General features: G+C 37.0%; 21 protein-coding genes and 2 pseudogenes. 21 read left to right on the top strand and 2 right to left on the bottom strand.

The window, feature by feature from the left end:
* Positions 1–31: 31 nt before the first annotated feature.
* Positions 32–394, bottom strand: coding sequence for a PadR family transcriptional regulator (locus tag AC1UFB_RS14435; protein WP_482589417.1), 363 nt, complete (start codon positions 392–394; stop codon positions 32–34).
* 265 nt (positions 395–659) lie between these two features.
* Here AC1UFB_RS14435 and AC1UFB_RS14430 point away from each other — a divergent pair, with 265 nt between their 5' ends.
* The 13 genes and pseudogenes from AC1UFB_RS14430 to AC1UFB_RS14370 all read left to right on the top strand — a co-directional run bounded on the left by AC1UFB_RS14430 (position 660) and on the right by AC1UFB_RS14370 (position 13,793).
* Positions 660–1,409: an IclR family transcriptional regulator gene (locus AC1UFB_RS14430; RefSeq protein ID WP_061785690.1), complete on the top strand. Its 750-nt coding sequence runs from the start codon at positions 660–662 to the stop codon at positions 1,407–1,409.
* Between the two features lie 34 nt (positions 1,410–1,443).
* Complete coding sequence (locus AC1UFB_RS14425) at positions 1,444–2,271, top strand: aldo/keto reductase (RefSeq protein ID WP_035320935.1); 828 nt, start codon at positions 1,444–1,446, stop codon at positions 2,269–2,271.
* 241 nt (positions 2,272–2,512) lie between these two features.
* Positions 2,513–3,493, top strand: coding sequence for a LacI family DNA-binding transcriptional regulator (locus AC1UFB_RS14420; RefSeq protein WP_076512576.1), 981 nt, complete (start codon positions 2,513–2,515; stop codon positions 3,491–3,493).
* 1 nt (position 3,494) lies between these two features.
* Positions 3,495–4,373: a ribokinase gene (gene rbsK, locus AC1UFB_RS14415; RefSeq protein ID WP_482589416.1), complete on the top strand. Its 879-nt coding sequence runs from the start codon at positions 3,495–3,497 to the stop codon at positions 4,371–4,373.
* A 2-nt stretch (positions 4,374–4,375) separates the two neighbouring features.
* Positions 4,376–4,771, top strand: a complete 396-nt coding sequence (gene rbsD, locus AC1UFB_RS14410; protein ID WP_482589415.1) for a D-ribose pyranase — start codon at positions 4,376–4,378, stop codon at positions 4,769–4,771.
* Between the two features lie 14 nt (positions 4,772–4,785).
* Positions 4,786–6,267, top strand: coding sequence for a sugar ABC transporter ATP-binding protein (locus tag AC1UFB_RS14405; protein ID WP_061785694.1), 1,482 nt, complete (start codon positions 4,786–4,788; stop codon positions 6,265–6,267).
* Between the two features lies 1 nt (position 6,268).
* A pseudogene (locus AC1UFB_RS14400) lies at positions 6,269–6,820 on the top strand (ABC transporter permease); the annotation flags it as partial.
* Positions 6,819–7,271: pseudogene (locus AC1UFB_RS14395) on the top strand (substrate-binding domain-containing protein); the annotation flags it as partial. The pseudogenes AC1UFB_RS14400 and AC1UFB_RS14395, both read left to right, overlap by 2 nt.
* Positions 7,272–7,707: 436 nt before the next feature.
* Positions 7,708–8,979, top strand: a complete 1,272-nt coding sequence (locus AC1UFB_RS14390; protein ID WP_482589414.1) for a 3D domain-containing protein — start codon at positions 7,708–7,710, stop codon at positions 8,977–8,979.
* 849 nt (positions 8,980–9,828) lie between these two features.
* Positions 9,829–11,109, top strand: coding sequence for an ABC transporter substrate-binding protein (locus tag AC1UFB_RS14385; RefSeq protein ID WP_482589413.1), 1,281 nt, complete (start codon positions 9,829–9,831; stop codon positions 11,107–11,109).
* 112 nt (positions 11,110–11,221) lie between these two features.
* Complete coding sequence (locus AC1UFB_RS14380; protein ID WP_025910389.1) at positions 11,222–12,073, top strand: carbohydrate ABC transporter permease; 852 nt, start codon at positions 11,222–11,224, stop codon at positions 12,071–12,073.
* Positions 12,074–12,150: 77 nt separating this feature from the next.
* Positions 12,151–12,957, top strand: coding sequence for a carbohydrate ABC transporter permease (locus tag AC1UFB_RS14375; RefSeq protein WP_025910390.1), 807 nt, complete (start codon positions 12,151–12,153; stop codon positions 12,955–12,957).
* A 173-nt stretch (positions 12,958–13,130) separates the two neighbouring features.
* Positions 13,131–13,793, top strand: a complete 663-nt coding sequence (locus AC1UFB_RS14370; protein ID WP_328101559.1) for a sugar phosphate isomerase/epimerase family protein — start codon at positions 13,131–13,133, stop codon at positions 13,791–13,793.
* Positions 13,794–13,854: 61 nt separating this feature from the next.
* Here the strand turns inward: AC1UFB_RS14370 and AC1UFB_RS14365 are convergent, their stop codons facing one another.
* The gene (locus AC1UFB_RS14365; RefSeq protein ID WP_253346812.1) at positions 13,855–14,364 is read right to left on the bottom strand and encodes a GNAT family N-acetyltransferase; all 510 of its coding nucleotides are present in this window, start codon (positions 14,362–14,364) and stop codon (positions 13,855–13,857) included.
* A gap of 645 nt (positions 14,365–15,009) precedes the next feature.
* Between AC1UFB_RS14365 and AC1UFB_RS14360 the strand changes: the two genes are divergently transcribed.
* The 8 genes from AC1UFB_RS14360 to AC1UFB_RS14325 all read left to right on the top strand — a co-directional run bounded on the left by AC1UFB_RS14360 (position 15,010) and on the right by AC1UFB_RS14325 (position 20,120).
* The gene (locus AC1UFB_RS14360; protein ID WP_482589418.1) at positions 15,010–15,654 is read left to right on the top strand and encodes an ATP-binding response regulator; all 645 of its coding nucleotides are present in this window, start codon (positions 15,010–15,012) and stop codon (positions 15,652–15,654) included.
* A 242-nt stretch (positions 15,655–15,896) separates the two neighbouring features.
* Complete coding sequence (locus tag AC1UFB_RS14355; protein ID WP_100347231.1) at positions 15,897–16,268, top strand: DnaJ family domain-containing protein; 372 nt, start codon at positions 15,897–15,899, stop codon at positions 16,266–16,268.
* 78 nt (positions 16,269–16,346) lie between these two features.
* Positions 16,347–17,150, top strand: coding sequence for an alpha/beta fold hydrolase (locus tag AC1UFB_RS14350; protein WP_025910401.1), 804 nt, complete (start codon positions 16,347–16,349; stop codon positions 17,148–17,150).
* 188 nt (positions 17,151–17,338) lie between these two features.
* The gene (locus tag AC1UFB_RS14345) at positions 17,339–17,737 is read left to right on the top strand and encodes a hypothetical protein (protein WP_482589412.1); all 399 of its coding nucleotides are present in this window, start codon (positions 17,339–17,341) and stop codon (positions 17,735–17,737) included.
* A 23-nt stretch (positions 17,738–17,760) separates the two neighbouring features.
* Positions 17,761–18,219 (top strand): flavodoxin, encoded by a 459-nt coding sequence (locus tag AC1UFB_RS14340; protein WP_100347232.1) that lies wholly within the window; start codon positions 17,761–17,763, stop codon positions 18,217–18,219.
* Between the two features lie 287 nt (positions 18,220–18,506).
* On the top strand, positions 18,507–19,094 hold the full coding sequence (locus AC1UFB_RS14335; RefSeq protein ID WP_100347233.1) for a histidine phosphatase family protein: 588 nt from the start codon (positions 18,507–18,509) through the stop codon (positions 19,092–19,094).
* 132 nt (positions 19,095–19,226) lie between these two features.
* Positions 19,227–19,364 (top strand): hypothetical protein, encoded by a 138-nt coding sequence (locus tag AC1UFB_RS14330; RefSeq protein WP_156413494.1) that lies wholly within the window; start codon positions 19,227–19,229, stop codon positions 19,362–19,364.
* 72 nt (positions 19,365–19,436) lie between these two features.
* Positions 19,437–20,120 carry an HAD hydrolase-like protein gene (locus tag AC1UFB_RS14325; RefSeq protein WP_482589411.1) on the top strand — a complete coding sequence of 228 codons (684 nt, stop codon included), beginning with the start codon at positions 19,437–19,439 and terminating at the stop codon, positions 20,118–20,120.
* The last annotated feature ends 52 nt before the right edge of the window (positions 20,121–20,172 follow it).

Below are 20,172 nucleotides of genomic sequence, written 5' to 3'. Positions count from 1 at the left end.
CCCGTATCATACCAAGAGGGCTCTTTTTTGTTCAAGTCCCCGAAAATCCTTCTAACAGGAATGCTCCTTTCTTTCTTTTGTTGTTCATTAACTGATTAACGCTGTATGATAACGAATTCCAACGTTCTTGAAAGTCCTTTAGTTCTTGTTGTCCTTCAGGTGTTAACGTATAATACTTTCGCTTTGGACCGTTAGGCGAAGCTTTCATGATGCTTGTGATAAGCTTTTCTTTTTGCATACGGAGAAGAAGTGGATAGATGCTTCCTTCACTGACCATATGAAAACCGTGCGCTTCCAATTTTTCAATCATTTCATATCCATATGTTTCGCCTTTTGAGATGATAGCTAATAAGCAGCCTTCTAAAATTCCTTTTAACATCTGAGTTGAAGACACAAGCCGTTCCTCCTTAACTATCTTGCAATATAAGATAGTTGATTAAAAAATGTTACTATTTTGCATTACAAGATACATAATACTATTTTTGTAAAAAATATTCAAGTGGTTTCACGTTTAATTAGTAAAAATCGTGGAATAGCAATTGTAGAAGTTCTTTATATTCTCTTTTATAGGGAATTTAAAAGAATGAACTTCTTTATTTGATAAAAATATATATGGTATTTATAATGAAATTATCATTCGGCTAAAGGAGGAGCTTAAAATGTCTGAAGTGGGTACATTAAAAAAAGGATTAGATATCTTCTCTTTACTGATAAAGGAGCCGAATATGACAATTTCTGAAATGATGAATGTGCTTCAATACAATAAAAGTACGATGTATCGCTTGGTGAGTACGCTTGAACAAAACGAGTTCATTGAAAGAACGGCTGATCACCGCTATCGTGTTTCGACTGTGCTCATGTCACAGCTATCGGGTGGGAACAGCTACGATTTAAACTGGTTTTCTGTTCCACCAATGGAGCAGCTCAATCAACAAACAAAGGAAACCATTTATGCGGGAGTTATTTCCGGTAACAAAATGGTGACAACTCAAGTTGTGAGCGGGGAATATTATAGCACGCGTACACATTCAGAAGTAGGGAATAAAAAAGCAATTCACGCAAACGGTATTGGGAAGTGTATTCTTGCCTATCAGTCAGCAGAAGTGCAAAATCAAATCATTGAACAACTAACGTTTGAAATCTTTACTTCTCAAACGCTTACATCTCGCACAGATTTGGAAGGCGAGCTACATAAAATTCGTGAACAAGGCTATGCAGTTGATAATGAAGAAGGGGAAATTGGTTTAAGATGTATTGCAGCGCCTGTACGAAAAAATGGGCAGGTCATCGCTGCTGTAGCACTTTCGGGTCCTTCTGGTCGTGTTTCTCACGATAAAGATGAGTATCACGCTAAGCTTGTTAAAAAATGTGCCGATGCAATTTCTCACACAATGACTCACAATTTGTGATTCAAATATACAGTTATAGAGGGGATGAATGGTAATGAACAATTTACAATCAACAACAAAGTTAGCAAACGGCGTTGAAATGCCATGGTTTGGTCTAGGTGTATTTAAAGTAGAAGATGGACAGCAGGTAATTGACTCTGTGAAATGGGCAATTAATGCAGGGTACAAAAGTATTGATACAGCCAAAATTTATGAAAATGAAGAGGGTGTAGGACAAGCTATTAAAGAAGCTGGTGTACCACGTGAAGATCTTTTCATTACAACAAAAGTATGGAATGCAGACCAAGGCTATGAGTCAACGTTAGAAGCATTTGAAACAAGCTTAAACAAGCTAGGTCTTGACTACTTAGATTTATACTTAATTCACTGGCCGGTAGAAGGCAAATATAAAGACACTTGGAGAGCACTAGAAAAGCTATATAAAGATGGCAAAGTAAAAGCAATCGGCGTGTCAAATTTCCAAATTCATCACTTAGAAGATTTAATGAAAGACGCTGAGATAAAGCCAATGGTTAACCAAGTGGAGCTTCATCCATTATTAACTCAAGTAGAGCTTCGTGATTTCTGTAAAAAGAATGATATTCAAATTGAAGCTTGGTCTCCGTTAGCTCAAGGTGAATTATTAGATAATGCAGTATTGAAAGAGATTGCAGATAAGCATGGTAAATCAACAGCACAAGTCATCTTACGCTGGGATTTACAAAGCGAAATCGTAACAATTCCAAAGTCTATTAAAGAGCACCGCATCGTTGAAAATGCATCAATCTTTGACTTTGAATTATCTCAGGAAGATATGGCGAAGATTAATGAACTAAACAAAAACCATCGCGTTGGTCCAGACCCAGATAACTTTGATTTTTAATAAAAAAGAATGATAAAGAGCGTCGCTTTTTCCTAAGCGACGCTCTTTTGTTGTTCATGTTGTCTACCTGTATATTAAACACATAAGAGATACTCTCTATAAGCTAACCGAGTTTCTTCTATTATATATGTGTTTTTTTAAAGAGAAAGAGAACTGGTAAAAATATTTGTATTGTCAACAAAGCAAAATCGTGATATATTATCAGTGTAAACGGTTACATATAAAGGAGGGAGGCGTTCGTATGGTAACAATTCGAGACGTAGCGAAGCATGCTGGTGTATCTGTTGCAACGGTTTCTCGCGTGCTTAATAGCACAGGGTATGTACGCGAAGATACGAGAGAAAAAGTAATGCAGGCAATTACATTACTAAACTATAGTCCAAACGAAGTAGCGCGATCTTTGTATAAGCGTGAGTCACGCTTGATTGGATTGTTGCTTCCAGATATTACGAACCCATTCTTTCCACAGCTTGCGCGCGGTATTGAAGATGAAGTGCACAGTCAAGGATTTCGTCTTTTATTTGGAAATAGTGATGAAGATTTAAAAAAAGAAGCGGCTTATTTACATACGTTTACTCAAAATCACGTTGTAGGCATGATTACAGCCAGAACGATATCTGATGATGAAACGTATAAAGGACTGGGTTTTCCAGTTGTCTTTTTAGACCGTACATCACCCCAATATCCATCTGTATATGCAGATGGAAGAGAAGGTGGGAGAATTGCTGCACAAGAAATTATTAAAAGAGGAAGCAAACAAATTACTTTATTAAAAGGTCCTCCAAACGTAAAGCCAGCTCAAGAGCGGTTTCAAGGTGCACTTGAAACGTTAAGCGGAGCAAACGTTGACTTTCAAGTGATGAATACAACTTCGTTTTCATTTCATGAAGCAAAGAAATGGGCAAAAGAACTGTTTGAAAAGCATGCTAATACGGATGGAGTAATTGCCAGCAACGATATTGTGGCAGCAGCTATTTTACGTGAAGCGTTACAGCTGGGAAAATCAATTCCAGATGAGTTACAAATTGTTGGATTCGATGATATACCTCAAAGTGAACTGTTATTTCCAGCTCTTTCAACAATTAGGCAGCCCGCTTATGAAATGGGAAAAGAAGCAGCAAAACTTCTATTAAAATATATTAAAAAAGAAATTGTTCAAAATAAGCATATTGAATTACCCGTTACGTTTATTGAACGAAATACAACAAGAAAGGTTGATTAACATGGTGAAAATTTCGGTTATTGGTAGCTCATCAATGGATTTAGTAGTTACTTCTAGCAAGCGTCCAAGTGCTGGAGAAACAGTGCTTGGAGAGTCGTTTAAAACTGTTCCAGGAGGAAAAGGTGCAAATCAAGCGGTAGCAGCTGCAAAGCTTGGAGCAGAAGTGTACATGATTGGTCGAGTAGGTGATGATCATTATGGAAAAATCATTTTAGATAACTTTAAGGAAAACGGTGTTAATATAGATTATGTGGAACCGGTTACACATATGGAAAGCGGCACAGCGCATATTATTCTCGCTGAAGGCGATAACAGCATTGTTGTCGTAAAAGGAGCGAACAACTTTATTACGCCAGAATATGTAGAAAGTGCAAAAGAAATCATTAAAGCATCTGATATTGTACTTATTCAGCAAGAAATTCCGGAAGAGACGGTGGAATATGTAGCTTCTCTTTGTAAGGAAGTGAATGTGCCTCTTTTATTAAATCCAGCTCCAGCAAGACAGTTAAAAGAAGAGGTCATTGAGCAAGTGACGTACTTAACGCCAAACGAGCATGAAACAATGGTTTTATTCAAAGAAAAAGCGAAAGAAGAAGTGCTCCATAAATATGCGAATAAGTTATTTATTACAGAAGGTAAAGCAGGCGTACGCTACTTTAACGGAAAGGAAGAAGTGCTTGTTCCTTCATATAAGGTAGAAGCTGTTGATACAACAGGAGCAGGAGATACATTTAACGCTGCTTTTGCCGTAGCGTTAGCTGAAAAGAAAAGCTTTGATGAAAGTATTCGTTTTGCAAACAGAGCAGCTTCATTATCCGTAACAAAGTTTGGAGCGCAAGGCGGTATGCCAACTAGAGAACAAGTAGAAGGGAACTTATAAAAATGAAACGCTATGGAATCTTAAATAGCCATATTTCAAAAGTGTTAACAGATCTTGGTCATACGGACATGGTTGTCATTGCGGATGCAGGTTTACCAATTCCAGATGGAGTACCTCGTATCGATTTGTCTTTAAAACTAGGTGTTCCTAGTTTTGAGGACGTCGTGGATGCTGTACGCGATGACATGGTTATTGAAAAAGTGATTGTCGCACATGAAATTAAAGAAAATAACAAAGAAACAATGAGCTATATAAATGAAGTCTTTTTTGATACAGAAAAGCAGTTTGTTTCACACGAAATACTGAAAGCGTTAACAAAAGAAGCGAAAGTCGTTATTCGAACAGGAGAAGTAACGCCCTATGCAAACTGTATCTTACAAGCAGGAGTTATCTTTTAAAAGGGGTGAACAATATGCACATTAAAATGTCAAATATTTATAAAGCATTTGGTGCAAACCAAGTACTTTCAGGTGTTGACTTTGAACTGCTTCCCGGAGAAGTTCACGCATTAATGGGAGAGAACGGTGCGGGTAAATCAACGTTGATGAATATCTTAACCGGCCTCCATAAACGAGATGAAGGCAGAATTGAAATTGATGGCCAAGAGCGCTATTTTTCAAATCCAAAAGAAGCCGAACAAGAAGGAGTTACCTTTATTCATCAAGAGCTGAACGTGTGGCCTCATATGACGGTTCTTGAAAATTTATTTATTGGAAAAGAGCTTTACTCACCGCTTGGAATTTTGAAAACAAAAGAAATGAAAGAGCAGGCTAAAAAGCAGTTTGATCGCTTAGCTGTGACCATTCCACTTGAGCAAGAAGCAAGCTTATGCTCTGTTGGTGAACAGCAAATGATTGAAATTGCCAAAGCGTTAATGACGAATGCGAAAGTAATCATTATGGATGAACCGACAGCAGCGTTAACAGACCGTGAAATTGAAAAGCTTTTTGAAGTGATAAATGGATTAAGAGCACAAGGTGTATCCATTGTTTACATCTCGCATCGGATGGAAGAGATTTTCACCATTTGTGACCGTATTACCGTTATGCGTGATGGGAAAACAGTGGATACAACACCAATCCTTGAAACAAGCTTTGACGACGTTGTACGTAAGATGGTAGGGCGTTCATTAACAGATCGATTCCCAAGCAGGCAAACGAAAATTGGAGAAACGGTATTGGAGCTAAAAAGTTTAACAAGAAAACATGCTTTTCATGACATTTCGTTTTCTGTGAAATCGGGAGAAGTTGTTGGGGTAGCTGGTCTTATGGGTGCTGGACGTACTGAAATCATGCGTGCCATTTTCGGTCTGGATGCTATCGATTCAGGAGAAATTTGGGTAAACAACAAACCTGTCAAAATTAAAACGCCAGATGAAGCAGTAAAGTACGGAATCGGCTTTATCACAGAAGATCGAAAAGATGAAGGGCTTGTATTGGATTTTTCAATTCGAGAAAACATTGCGCTTCCAAACTTAAAAAGCTTTTCAACAAAAGGGATGATTGCTGAAAAAAGTGAGCGAGAGTTTGTCGAGCTTCTTATTAAGCGTTTAACGATTAAAACGCAATCAGCTGAAATTAGTGCGGGCAGCTTATCGGGAGGAAATCAACAAAAAGTAGTTATTGCGAAATGGATTGGTATTGGACCGAAGATATTAATTTTAGACGAACCGACTCGAGGAGTAGACGTTGGAGCTAAGCGTGAAATTTATCAGCTTATGAACGAGCTCACAGAGCGCGGAGTGGCGATTATCATGGTCTCTTCAGAACTTCCGGAAGTGTTAGGGATGAGCGATCGTGTTTTAGTAATTCATGAAGGAAAGCTAGCGGGAGAATTATCAAAAGAAGAAGCAACGCAAGAAAAAATTATGACATATGCAACAGGAGGTCAGTAACATGAATACGCCTAATGATTTACAGTCAAACAACGGGAATTATATGTCTAACATGATGCAAAAGCTAGGGCCGCTACTTGGACTCTTTATTTTAGTAGTCATTGTATCTGTATTAAATCCTAGTTTTTTGGAACCGCTTAATATTTTAAACTTACTTCGCCAAGTAGCGATTAATGCATTGATTGCATTTGGAATGACATTTGTTATTTTAACAGGGGGAATCGATTTATCCGTCGGTTCAATTTTAGCTTTATCCAGTGCATTAATGGCTGGCATGATTGTATCAGGAGTTGATCCGATTTTAGCGATTTTGATTGGGTGTTTATTAGGAGCTGCAATGGGTGCAGTGAACGGCTTGTTAATTACAAAAGGGAAAATGGCACCTTTTATTGCAACACTGGCTACAATGACTATCTTTAGAGGCTTAACGCTCGTTTACACAGACGGTAATCCCATCACTGGACTTGGAGACAATTACTATTTCCAACTATTTGGTCGTGGCTATTTCTTAGGCATTCCAGTACCAGCTATCACGATGATGCTTGCATTCATTAGGAGAAAATGCAAAGGTTGCGGAATTAGAAGGAGTACCTGGAGCTTCAGCAACGCGTGAACGTGGAAGTGGGTTCCATAATATCGCAGATGAGCAGCTAGACGTTGTAGCTAAACAATCCGCTGATTTTGATCGTACAAAAGGGTTAACCGTGATGGAAAATGTCCTGCAAGGAAACCCTGATATTCAAGCGGTATTTGCCCATAATGATGAAATGGCGCTAGGCGCTATCGAAGCAATTACTAGTTCAGGAAAAGACATTGCAGTCATCGGGTTTGATGGCAATGAAGATGCTCTTAAAGCCGTTGAATCAGGTGCACTAACTGCAACCGTTGCTCAGCAGCCAGAGCTGATTGGAGAGCTTGCTGTAAACGCAGCGAAAGATGTGTTGCAGGGTAAAAAAGTTGAAGAGAAAATTTCTGCACCATTAAAGCTTGTTACAAAAGAATAATAAAAATAAAGATATAAAGCCTCTTATCTAGTAAATTAGACAAGGGGCTTTACTATTGTGAGAAAGTAAGAAATGTATGATGTTTTTACTATAAAACGCAAGAGAAAAAGTAAATAAACAACCATTAAAGTAATTAAATGGAAATAAATCACGTGAATAAGTTCACAAATTCGCTATTTTTTGTTGTAACAATGTAATACTTCTGTAACATAACGACTTTTTGACAAAATTCTTCATTGTATATTGGACATTTTTTTACAGTCATTTAAAAGATGAGAAGTTAAAAAAACCTTTATACAGCAGGGGTTCACGTAAATGTATGAATAAAAAGTTATACTTATATACAGAAAATGGGAAACTTTTAACGGTATTGTAACATAACTCCCCTCTTTTTTATGGTATAACTATGTCTATGAGGAAAGGGGACTATTACTTTATGAAAATTTTAAAGCGTATGACTCTTGTAGCAGTCACGGGAATGTTCTTCACGGCAGGCATAACAGAGACTCACGCCCAATCGAATGAAGAAGCGCTCCAAAGTACTGAACAACAGCTTAAAGAAAGCGAAAAGACTGTTCAACAAAAAGAAAAAGAGAAACAGTCAATCGATACGGACGTAAAAGCATTACAAAGCGAATTAGATTCTTTACATAAAGTTATTTCTGATAATGAGAAAGAATTAGCTTCAACTGAAAAGAAAATTAAAGAAGCGAAAAGCATGATCGAGAAAAAGAAAGAAGAGATTGTAGAGCTTCAAGAAAAAGTTCTTAGTCGTAAAGACATTATTGAAGAGCGTTTAGTTGCATTGCAACATGATGATAAATCGAATGCTATGCTTGAAATGGTAATGAACGCTGAAAGCTTTGGTGACTTAGTTGCGCGCATGGGTGCAGCAACAACGCTTCTATCAGCAGACAATGATATTTTAAAGCAGCATCAACAAGACTTAGATCAGATTGAAAAAGATAAAAAAGAAATTGATAAGCAAGAAAAAGTACTAGAAAATGAAGAAGCTAATTTAAAAGCAAAAAAAGCTGAATTAGAATCAAATATCTCAAAACAAACAGCTGCTCTAACAAAAATGCAAGAGAAGTACAGCGCAGTTGTAAATGATATTGAATCAGCTTCATCTGAAAAAGCAAGCCTGCAGTCACAGTTAGCAACAATTCAAGATAAAATTTCTGCAGAGCAACAAGCGGCAAAAGAGCAAGCTGAAAAAGTAGCTAAAGAAAAAGAAGTAGCAGCTCAAGCTGAAAAAGAAGAAAATCAGCGCCAAACAGACCTAGCAACGGCTAAAGCTGAAGTGAAGCAAGAAAAGAAAGTTGAAAGCACAAAGCCAGTTTCTAAAACAGAATCAAAACCAGTATCAAAACCAGCATCAAAGCCAGCTTCTGAATCTAAACCGGATAAAGTAAGCGGAAAAGAAATGTATGTTCAATCAACAGCATACACGGCAAGCTGCGCAGGTTGTAGCGGTAAAACAGCAACAGGTATTGATTTAAAAGCTAACCCTCACTTAAAAGTAATCGCAGTTGATCCATCAGTCATTCCTTTAGGTTCTAAAGTGTATGTAGAAGGATACGGAGTTGCGGTTGCTGGTGATACAGGTGGCGCAATCAAAGGTTATAAAATTGACGTATTCGTACCAAGCAAATCTGCAGCGATGTCATGGGGACGCCGCACAGTAAAAGTAACGGTACTGAACTAACAAAAAGCATGGGACTCTTCCCATGCTTTTTTATTACCCCATTTTAAAAGAAACAAACTGTTAGATATATAAGTTACTAGAGGCTTTAAATTATTAGGGGAAAGAGCAGTCCTCATCAAAAGCTTCCTGATAAAAAAGCCTCGTGATTGAAATGAAAGATACGACACTTCAGCAGGATTAGCGAGACAGGCGAGACCCCGCAGTTTACGAGGAGGCTCAGCGCTCGCCCTGCGGAAAGGTGGCAATTTGTAAGGGGAATTACGCCAAGTAAAGAGTGATTTTAAAATCATAAGAAGCAAGAAATGTGTTCATTAAAAGTATGCCAAGTAGCGAGAGTCTTTATTACCTTCAAATAAATTATTGCTGTTAAAAGATAAATTAAGCAAAAAAGTCTCTTTGCAATAGCAAAAAAATCTGTTTTCCCTCTTAATAAGCTAGCTGGGTATATTCTTATAGTGTAAAATACAATCGTTTACAACTTTATAAAGGGGAGAATGCTAAACACCTACATTTTTAATAAGTAATTGAATTTTCTAATTACTTTAACGAAGGGATTTTAGTTAATAAATGGTTAACTTACTCTAAGCTCATTCCGTCACTAACAAACGTTTCTCTTCTTTTAGTGAAGGTCTTCTTCCTATACAAATTTAATCAAAAGGCAAAAATGTATCATTTTTGCCTTTTATTTTTACCATTGAGTAAATGGCCAATCCTTCATATAATTTAACTAAGTTAATTGTATCCGCTTACATAAAGCTTTCAAAAAGGCAAAAAAGAATTATGTAACGTTTACATCAAACTCAAATTTTGTAAGAAAAAGAAAATGAGTTTATTCAGAGGGGGATTACGATGAAGCGTTGGTTTGGTCTTATCAGCTGTACACTTATTTTCACGCTGATCTTAGCGGGATGTGGAGGAAAATCAGCAGACGAAGCAAGTGGGAGCGGAAGCAATGGAAAAGAGGTAGTTGCTTGGGCATGGAATATTAACGTTCCTGTTTTAGAAAAAGCAGCTGAAGAATATCAAAAAGAAAACCCAGACTTTAAATTAAAAGTTGTAGATATGGGGCGTGAAGACGTTTACTCAAAACTAACAACAGGTTTACAAGCAGGGGGTAAAGGCCTTCCAGATATCGTGTTAGTGGAAGATGATCGCTTCCAAGGGTACGTTAATTCATTTCCAAAAGCATTCTTAAATCTATCAGAAAAAGGCTTTGATGAGCACGCTGATAAATTCCCAGAATTTAAAAAGCAGCTTCTTTCTAAAGACGGTGACATGTATGGCTTCCCGTTTGATGCTGGCCCAACAGGTGTCTTCTATCGAACAGATTTCTTTGAACAAGCAGGTGTAGACCCAGCTACAATTGAAACGTGGGATGACTACATTGCTGCTGGTAAAAAGATTAAAGAAAAAGTAGGCGTTGACTTACTTGGTCTTGATTTAAACAATGATGACGGATTATTCCGTATGACATTAACACAACAAGGTACATTCTACTTTGATGACAAAGGTGAACTTAACTTAACATCTAAAGAGTCTCAACAAGCGATGGAATTAAACAAAAAGCTAAAAGATGCTGGCGTTGTTCGTAACACAGTTGGTTGGGATGCTTCAATCAGTGCATTAGCAGAAGGAAAAGTAGCATCTTCTCCATCAGGTGCATGGTTATATGGGTCAATTGAGCAACAAGCACCAAATTTAAAAGGGAAATGGGGCGTATTCTTACTTCCATCATTTGAAAAAGGCGGAAATCGTGCTTCAAACCTAGGTGGTAGTAACTATGTTGTAACAGCAAACAGTAAAAAAGCTGATGAAGCTTACAAATTTATGGAGTACTTCTCAACAACAGATTCAGTTCAAGAAGCAGCAATGGAAGGTGGATTATTCCCTTCATTAAACACTGTATATGATTCAGAGTTATTCACTCAGCCTGATGAGTACTTCAGCAACCAAACAATTTGGAAAACGTTCGCAGATGAAATGCAGGACATCAAACCAGTTAACTTTACTGGAAACTATTCTGTTGCAAATGACGAAGCTGTAAAAGCTGTATCAGAAGTAACGAATGGAAAAGACATCAAAAAGTCATTAGAAGCAGCTGAAAAGCGTTTGGAAAATCGCATTAAGTAAGCATTTACTATAAAAATAGAACGTTAAGCAAGCGTTGAGTTGAATCCCCTGCTATTTGAAGCAGGGGATTCAACTCAAAGTCTCATGCTTGCGGTGTAAAACGGAGGTCATCATGAAAACAAATAAATCATTGCCATATGTCTTTATTGCACCCGCCTTGATCTTGTTTGCATTATTTACGATTTATCCAATCTTTTCTTCGTTTATGTTAAGCTTTCAAACAATGGATGCAGGTGAATATTCGTTTACAGGTCTTTCGAACTATACGCGCCTACTTGAAGATGATATTTTCTGGACAGCGCTTGGTAATACGGGAATCATTTTAATTATTCAAGTTCCAGTAATGATTCTTCTTGCATTAGTGTTAGCAAATGCATTAAACAGCCAGCTACTGAAGCTAAGAGGACTTTTCCGCGTATCCTTCTTCTTGCCAGCGGTTACGTCTTTAGTTGCCTATTCAATCTTATTTTCCATCATTCTTCAAGATGAAGGAATCATGAACACGTTACTTGGGTTCATCGGTATAGATCCAATACAATGGCTAGGAGATCCTTTCTGGGCGAAAGTATCAATTATCGTGGCGATGACTTGGCGCTGGACAGGCTACAATATGGTTATTTTCTTAGCTGCATTACAAAGCTTGTCTCACGAAGTTTATGAAGCTGCGGATTTAGATGGAGCTAATCGCTTCCAAAAGTTTTTCCATGTGACGGTTCCACAACTTAAACCAGTTATCTTATTTGCAACCATTTTATCAACAATTGGAACGCTACAATTATTCGATGAGCCTTTTAACTTAACTAAAGGTGGTCCAGCTGACTCAACGATGACGCTTGGTTTATACATTTATCAAAATGGCTTCGAATATTTTGATTTTGGTTATGCATCAGCAGTTGCATATGTTGTTGTATTACTAGTGGGTGTATTAACATTCTTCCAATTTAAATTTACGGGTGATAAATAATGAGTGTAGTAGAGAGAGTACAGACGACAACTGTTAACACAAAGCCAAATGTAAATAAAAAGAGAAAAAGTGGATTGCTGCGAAAAATTGGTTTATATTTTTTATTAGGTATCTTCACCGTCATTTCTATCTTTCCGTTTTATTGGATGTTTATCGGTGCTACAAACGAATCAGGCAAGATGTTTACCAACCCGCCAACGCTAACACCTGGCGATCAGTTTATGACAAACTTTCAAAATTTAAATGCATCCATTGACTTAGGACGCGTATTCTTTAACTCAATGTTTGTATCTATTGTATATGTTATTGTGGCATTAATGGTTTGTTCGACAGCAGCTTATGCATTATCTAAGTTTGAATTCAAAGGGAGAAATCTTATTTTCACAACGTTCTTACTGTCGATGATGATTCCTTATCAAGCAACATTAATTCCGCTGTTTCAAATGATGTCTAACTTCAACTTATTGGATACGTATTTCGCGTTAATCGCACCGCAGCTTTGCTATCCATTTGCTATTTTCTTGCTTCGACAAAATTTCTTGGCTTTTCCAACGGAATTAATTGAAGCTGCGAGACTTGATGGAGCTGGAGAGTTTAGAATTTTCTTAACAATTGTTCTGCCTTCTATGAAACCAGCGATGGCAGCAGCTGCAATCTTCCTGTTTATGACGCAATGGAACAATTTCATGTGGCCTCTTGTTGCGACCACATCAAATGAAATGGCAACATTGCCTGTTGCGTTATCTAGCTTAATTGGCTTATCGTTTATTGACTATGGGCAAGTGATGATGGGCGTTACAATTGCAACAATTCCAATCATTATTTTCTTCCTTGCACTGCAGCGTCATTTTATCTCAGGGATGTTAGGAAGTGCTGTAAAATAAGAAAAAGCTCCGATTATCGGAGCTTTTTTGTTGGAAATGATTACGTTTTCAATGTATGCTAGAAACAAATCAAAAACAAAGGGGAGAAAAAATATGACAAGGATTCCAGTAGCAGTACAGCTTTATACGCTACGAGATGAGTTAGAAAAAGACTTTAAGGGTACGATTAAAAAGTGGCGGAGTTAGGCTACGAAGGCGTAGAGTTTGCAGGTTATGGGGGATATTCAGCACAAGAAGTAAGGGAGCTTTTAGAGCAAGTAGGCTTACAAGTTGCAGCTAGTCATATCTCGTTAGAACAGCTTGAAGAGAACCTGGAAGGTGTTATTGCGTTTGAAAAAGAGCTTGGTAATACAGCGATTGTATGTCCGTATTTACTGCCAGAGCGACAAACAGAAGATGGCTATAAACAACTAATCAGCGTACTAAATCACGCGGAGGGTCGCTGTTCAAAAGAGGGTATTAAGCTTTATTACCACCATCATGACTTTGAATTAAAGGAGCTACCAAATGGCAAGTCAGCTCTTGAAACGATTTTAGATGAAACAAATGTAGGCGTAGAGTTTGATGTGTATTGGCTTACAAAAGCAGGAGAAAATCCTGTTGAATGGATGAAGAAATATCAAGATCGCGCTCGTTTAATTCATTTAAAAGACATGACGACAGATGACAAGCAGCTATTTGCACCTCTTGGAACTGGAGGAGTGGACATAACTGCCATTTTTAATCAAGCTGAAAGTATGGATGTTAAATGGTGGATTATTGAGCAAGATCAATGTGAAGGCTCTGCGTTAGATAGCGTTAAACAAAGCTTAGGTTATTATCTACAACATGCATAATAAAAAACACATCTGCGACAGCCGTTTAATTAACGAGTTGTTGCAGATGTGTTTTTTTTATTTAAGGGGTCCATTCAATCTCACCACATTGGTTATTATAGTCAATTTCAACGTGAAAGTCGTGTTTTTCATAAAAATGAACCAATCGATTAACATGGTCCCAATCGCGCTTTGCGATATCACCTTTGATAGTGTGTATATTTTGATCAAGAGCTACTTCTTTTAAATAGTTCATGCAGATAGAACCATAACCTTTGTTAGCAGGTCCTTTAATATCGCCAATATGAATGGTATGGTCGTCTTCATATACGCCATGAATAGCAAAATCCCAAACGCCTTTATACGCTTTATGACAATTGTTAATCATAATTTTGCATTCATTTCCGTCATTTTGTGCCGATACAATAACTAACTCATTTTCTTCAGGTTGATCAACACCAATGACCTCGTATTTTTTAGCAATTTCTTTCAAATTATCCTGCATTCGATATAACTGAAATTCTAATTCATCTAATGTTTCCTGTAACTCTTCCGCATCTTTGGGTTCTGATGGAGCAAATGCACTTAACACTGATGTAATCTCCTTTCGTCTAATTTTATATTTTAGGAATAATGAAAAATGATAGTAGTGGAAAAAGCGTAGTAGTTATAGATTAAATAATTAGTCATACAAATAAGAATTGAGGTGCTCTTCTTATCATCTATGACTAGGATATATTATTCGTATTATAAAATAAACAACGTTAATTACCGTAACAAATGAAACAATTATTGTCAACGATAACCCTTTATTTTAATCGATTAAATAGGTTGTGTGCAATTATAAAATGAGGTATATTCTCTAGAGTAATAGTTTGGAAATTAACAGGTCTTTATAACTAACAAAAGGTAAAAAAGTATAGTTTAACGTTAATACTTTTAAATGTGGCTGAATGAAAAAATAAAAAAGGTGTTGTCTAAAATGGAAAAATATCAGGTAGCTTTGCTAATGAATATACGCAAGCAGTTGCAGGAATGGTTTGAAAAAGTCAACCCGTGCAGTACCAAGATGTAAAACGGTTCTTGCATTCGGTGGCAGGTACATCTCAAACCATTGGACTTGAATACTTAGGAAAAGTATCAACAGAGCTTTTGGATCATATTTCTGAACATCCACAGTCAACTTGGCATACAAAAGAACTACAGAGTCTGCTAATCGATATTATAAAAATTTGCTATTAAAGATGAAGGAATTGGAATTCCAGAAGAAGCAATAAATAAGCTGTTTACAAAGTTTTATCGCGTTGATAATTCGGATATGAGAAAAATTGGTGGAACAGGATTAGGGCTTTCTATTGTAAAAGAAATCGTTAAATCACACCAGGGTGAGATTAAAGTTAATTCAGAATGGAAAAAAGGAAGCGCATTCACGGTTAGCTTGCCTTTAATGCCAACTCATTCTGTTGAACAAATTGAGCAAGAAAAAGAAGACGGAAAGCGCAGCATCATCATTATTGAAGATGATAAAAGTTTAGCAAGCCTGCTGCAGGTAGAGCTAAAAGAAAGCGGTTTTTACGTTCGACATTTCGATCGAGGCGAAGCTGCAATAGAAGCGATACAAGCTAATCCGCCAGAAGCTATTGTATTAGATATTATGCTACACGAGCATGAGATGAACGGGTGGGATATTTTAAAGACGCTGAAAGACGATCCAAATACTGAGCATATTCCAATTTTTATTTCGTCAGCTCTCGATGAAAAAAATAAAGGTATGGAATTTGGAGCATATGCTTATTTAGTGAAACCGTATCAAACTAGCAAATTAACGAATACGATTTTACAAATGATTGTAGAAAAAATGAAGGGAACGGGGAAATTTTAGTTCCACGATCAGACACAGAATAGCATAAAATAAAATGCTAGAGAAAGATGTGAAAAAAGAGTGGTGAAAGCCATTCTTTCTTTTGAAAAAACTTGAAAACGTTATCATAATGTGGTTTTATTAAATTATAGGCATAACAATGATGACCTTTGAACAACTTTTTCACCTCCTTATTTGATATAAGGAGCTTTTTTTTATAAATTAGTCATAACTGGCCGATAGTATATAAAAGGGGGACTTATATGGATATTGCTCATATTATCGCAGAAGAAAAAATCAAACAAGCGATTAACGATGGTGATTTTAATGATTTACCAGGAACAGGAAAGCCGCTGCAGCTAGAAGACTTGAGTCATATTCCAGAAGAGCTGCGTCAAGCATATCGGATGATGAAAAATGCTGGTATGGTTTCAGATGAGAAGCAACTGAAAAAGGAAGTCCTTACGCTTGAACAGCTGGCAGCTGTTTGTAGCGGTGATGAAAAAGCTGAAGTAGAACAAAAGCTAACAGAAAAAAAAGTAATGCTACAGCAAATCATGAAGCAAAAAGGCATGATGTCTTCTCCTTCTTATCGTCAATATCAACAAAAGATTCATGCGAAATTTTTTGACTAACAAACGAGAGACAGCTAATATAGGGATACAATCTTTTAGAGAAATAATATGGTAAAGGCACGATCGGAGGCTAGCAGCTTGAGAATATTCATTTTGCTTCTTAGCATTATATTATTAGTAGCTTTTTGCTGGTATATCTTCTCGTCCCAAACAAAGCGGGCAAGTTCGTCGGGAGAAATACCTGTTTTGTTTATACATGGATATTTAGGAAGTCAAAATAGCTTAGGAACGATGATAAAACGATTTGAAGAAAACAACTGGGGACAAAAATCAGCATATTGTATCGTGAGAAGTGATGGAACAGTACAGTGGAAACAAAAAGGAAAGTTAGCGGGACAGTTACCTATGGTACACGTTGTCTTTAAAAAGGCAGATGCAAGTCTTGAAGAGCAGACGAAATGGGTTGGGCGTATTATCGATGACCTAAAGAAGATGTATCATATTTCCTCTGTTGATTTATTAGGTCATAGTATGGGTGGTTTAACCGCTACAGCCGTTAGCTTAGAAAGACCTAAAGATGTTCATAAGCTTGTAACACTTGGTTCCCCATTAAAAGGCTTAGACTATGGTGAACTAATGGAAATGTATCCACGTGCAAAGAATTACCAGGCGTCTGAAGGAGCTCGTGATTTAGTTTTTCATTCCGCTGCATTAAGAGACATGCATGCTAGGAAAGAAGATTTTGCACAACATATTGATATATTTTCCGGAGCTGGAGATATTGGCGATGGTACGGATGGCGTTGTAACGATTGAAAGTGCATATGGACTTGACTCATTTACCGAACATATTCATTTTCAGACATTCCATGAGTCGCACTCAAATTTACATGAGAGCAAAGAAGTCGATGAAGCCGTTTATCAATTTTTAAAGAGAGATTAAAAGCATGTATATGACGACATATGCATGTTTTTTTGTTTATCTGAAAAAGCATAGTTGACATTGATAATCGTTATCATATAAACTGATAATAATTATCAATTACTGATTGAAAATAATAAGCTTTTTGAACATAAGACAAACTTAAAGAGACTCAGTTGAAATGTATAAATAGAAAAGGAGAAAAATCAATGGATAAACATTTAGTGGTAATAAAGGCATTTAGTCATGAAGTAAGCTGTTGTTGTCCTGGAGAAAGTCATCAACACGTCATTACCTTCCACCAAGGAGATGTATGGACGCTTACAGATGAACGGAAATATATTGATTCGTTAGGCTGGCATTCGTTGATGGATGTCAATCGAGAGTTTCAATGTTTCATAAGTACTGAAGAGCTTCAAGATTTATATCTGAGCGGAGTCATCTGTTCAATATTAGATGTAGATCTTCAAATGAATCATTTGAACTTTAAGATTAACGAAGCATTTGATACACAAAACCGAGAATTATTCCATTCGATGGTTAGCAAGCGATTTAACTTACAAAAGATAAGAGATAAAGTGGATGCAATTTATGCACAAATTGTTTAAATGTAAGTAAGAGGAGTAAAGAAATGGCGAAAATTCTAATTGGATATGCAAGTATGTCGGGTAACACAGAAGAGATAGCAGTTCTTCTGAAAAATAAAGTTCAGAATGCAGGACATGAGGTACATATGGAAGAGCTTGAATTATTAGATGTACAAAACCTATCAGCGTACGATGGTATTCTACTTGGAGCTTATACGTGGGGTAACGGAGACTTACCTTATGAAGCAGAAGATTTTTATGACGATTTAGATGAAATGAATCTAACTGGTAAAAAGGCAGCTGCTTTTGGTTCTGGGGATCGCGTTTATCCAGAGTTCTGTGCGGCGGTAGACCTACTTGAAGAAAGATTGAAAAAGTGTGGAGCGGATATTGTTCAAGCCGGTTTAAAAGTTGAAATGGCTCCTGAGACGGAAGAAGATATTCTAGCATGTGAAGCATTTGCTGTTACCTTTTTAAATGAACTAAATATTAGCACTTATTAACAAAAGAGGCTGGAGCATAAGTAATTCAGTCAATGGTAAACCTAAACGATTGAGAGTTCATCGCTTTTAATCATTTAGGTTTTTTGTTGATTGTGAAAACAAGGTGGAATGGAGCGTAGGACACTCGACTCCTGCGGGAAAGAGAGGGAAACCTGAGACCCCGCAGCCAAGCTATCTTTGATGTACTTCGCTATGGAAAAGCATCATGTAATCCTGATTGACGTAAACTTTTTATCTGAATGTCCCTCAAACTTTATTTATAATAAAGTTAAAAAGGGAGTGAGAGTATGCTGTACTTAATTCGTCACGGACAAACTGAATGGAATAAAAAGAGCCTTATTCAAGGGCAGCGCAATATAGGACTTGATGAGCAAGGTATGAAGCAAGCTCAGCAAGTTGCACAATTTTTGAAGAATGAAGGAATTGAAAAATTATATTCAAGCGATTTAACGCGAGCATACGATACGGCTGCAGCAATTGCAGCTGCATCGGGCATTAATGACATTGAAACATGCGAAAGGCTGAGAGAGCGCTCTTTTGGTCAGCTGGAAGGAAAGCCGGTTGCTTCATTAAGAGACTTAGTGCCCAATTATGATACGAACTGGGGAAGCGAAGCTTTATACAATATGGAATCACTAGAAGTCATTCAAGATCGACTCTTAAAACGACTAACAGAAATTATGAAAGAATCAAAAGGGAGAAAGGTAGTCGTTGTCAGCCACGGAGCCATCATCAATACCTTTATCCACTACGTAACAAACGGAGAGCACGGCACAGGAAAAACGGCCCTGCAAAACACGAGCATCACAACCTTTATCCATGAGGACCAAAAGTGGAAGCTTCAAACCTTAAACAACCACAGTCATCTTATTTAAAGAATCTTATGGCTATTTAGATGAATACTAAAAGAGGGTGGGACATAAGTAATTCAGCCAATGATAAACCTGAACGGTTGAGAGTTCAGGTTTTTTCGTTGATTGTGAAAACAATGTTGGAAACAGGGTGGAATGGAGCGTAGGGCACTCGACTCCTGCGGGAAAGAGAGAAAAACTGAGATCCCGCAGCGCAGCGAGGAAGCTCAGGTTCCTCCCCGCGGAAAGCGAGTGGCCGTAGCGCAATGTAACGAACTTGTACTTGGTTTATAAAAGTTTAATTTACTTTTTATGGTATTATGAATAAGAGGTTAGGTTTTAATTGTGAAAAAGGGAGAGGGAGTAATGATACAATCACTGATTTTTGATATGGATGGAACGTTGTTTCAAACGGATAAAATTTTAGAGATATCACTTGATGATACCTTTAATCATTTACGTTTACTAAATGAATGGGATGCTGAGACGCCTATTGATAAATATCGTAACATTATGGGGGTACCTTTGCCGAAAGTATGGGAAGCTTTATTACCTAATCATTCGAATGAAATAAGAATGCAAGCCGATGCTTATTTTTTGAATAGATTAATTGAGAATATCCAAAAGGGCAAAGGTGCTCTATATCCTAATGTAAAAGAGATTTTTAGTTATTTAAAAGAGAATGGTTGTTCCATTTACATAGCTAGTAATGGCTTAAAGGATTATTTAGAAGCCATTGTAAGTTATTATCGTTTGGATAATTGGATTACTGAAACATTTAGTATTGAACAAATAGAAACCTTAGACAAAAGTGATTTAGTAAAAAAAATTATAAAAAAATACGATATAAAACAAGCGGCAGTAGTCGGAGATCGTCTGTCCGATATCAACGCTGCCAAAAATAATCATTTGATTGCAGTAGGATGTAATTTCGATTTTGCACAAGAGCATGAACTAGCTCAGGCTGATATCGTAATAGATGATTTAATTGAACTGAAAACAATTGTACCTAAAATAAATAATAGCTTATTTATCACTAGTGTTGCATAAATGTTGACGCAATTTTCAGTTTAATGTTTTTTCCTGTTTAGAGCCAAAAAAG

Source organism: Priestia sp. KCTC 13724, assembly GCF_056820425.1.
This window is presented reverse-complemented; position numbering and strand designations above follow the sequence as displayed.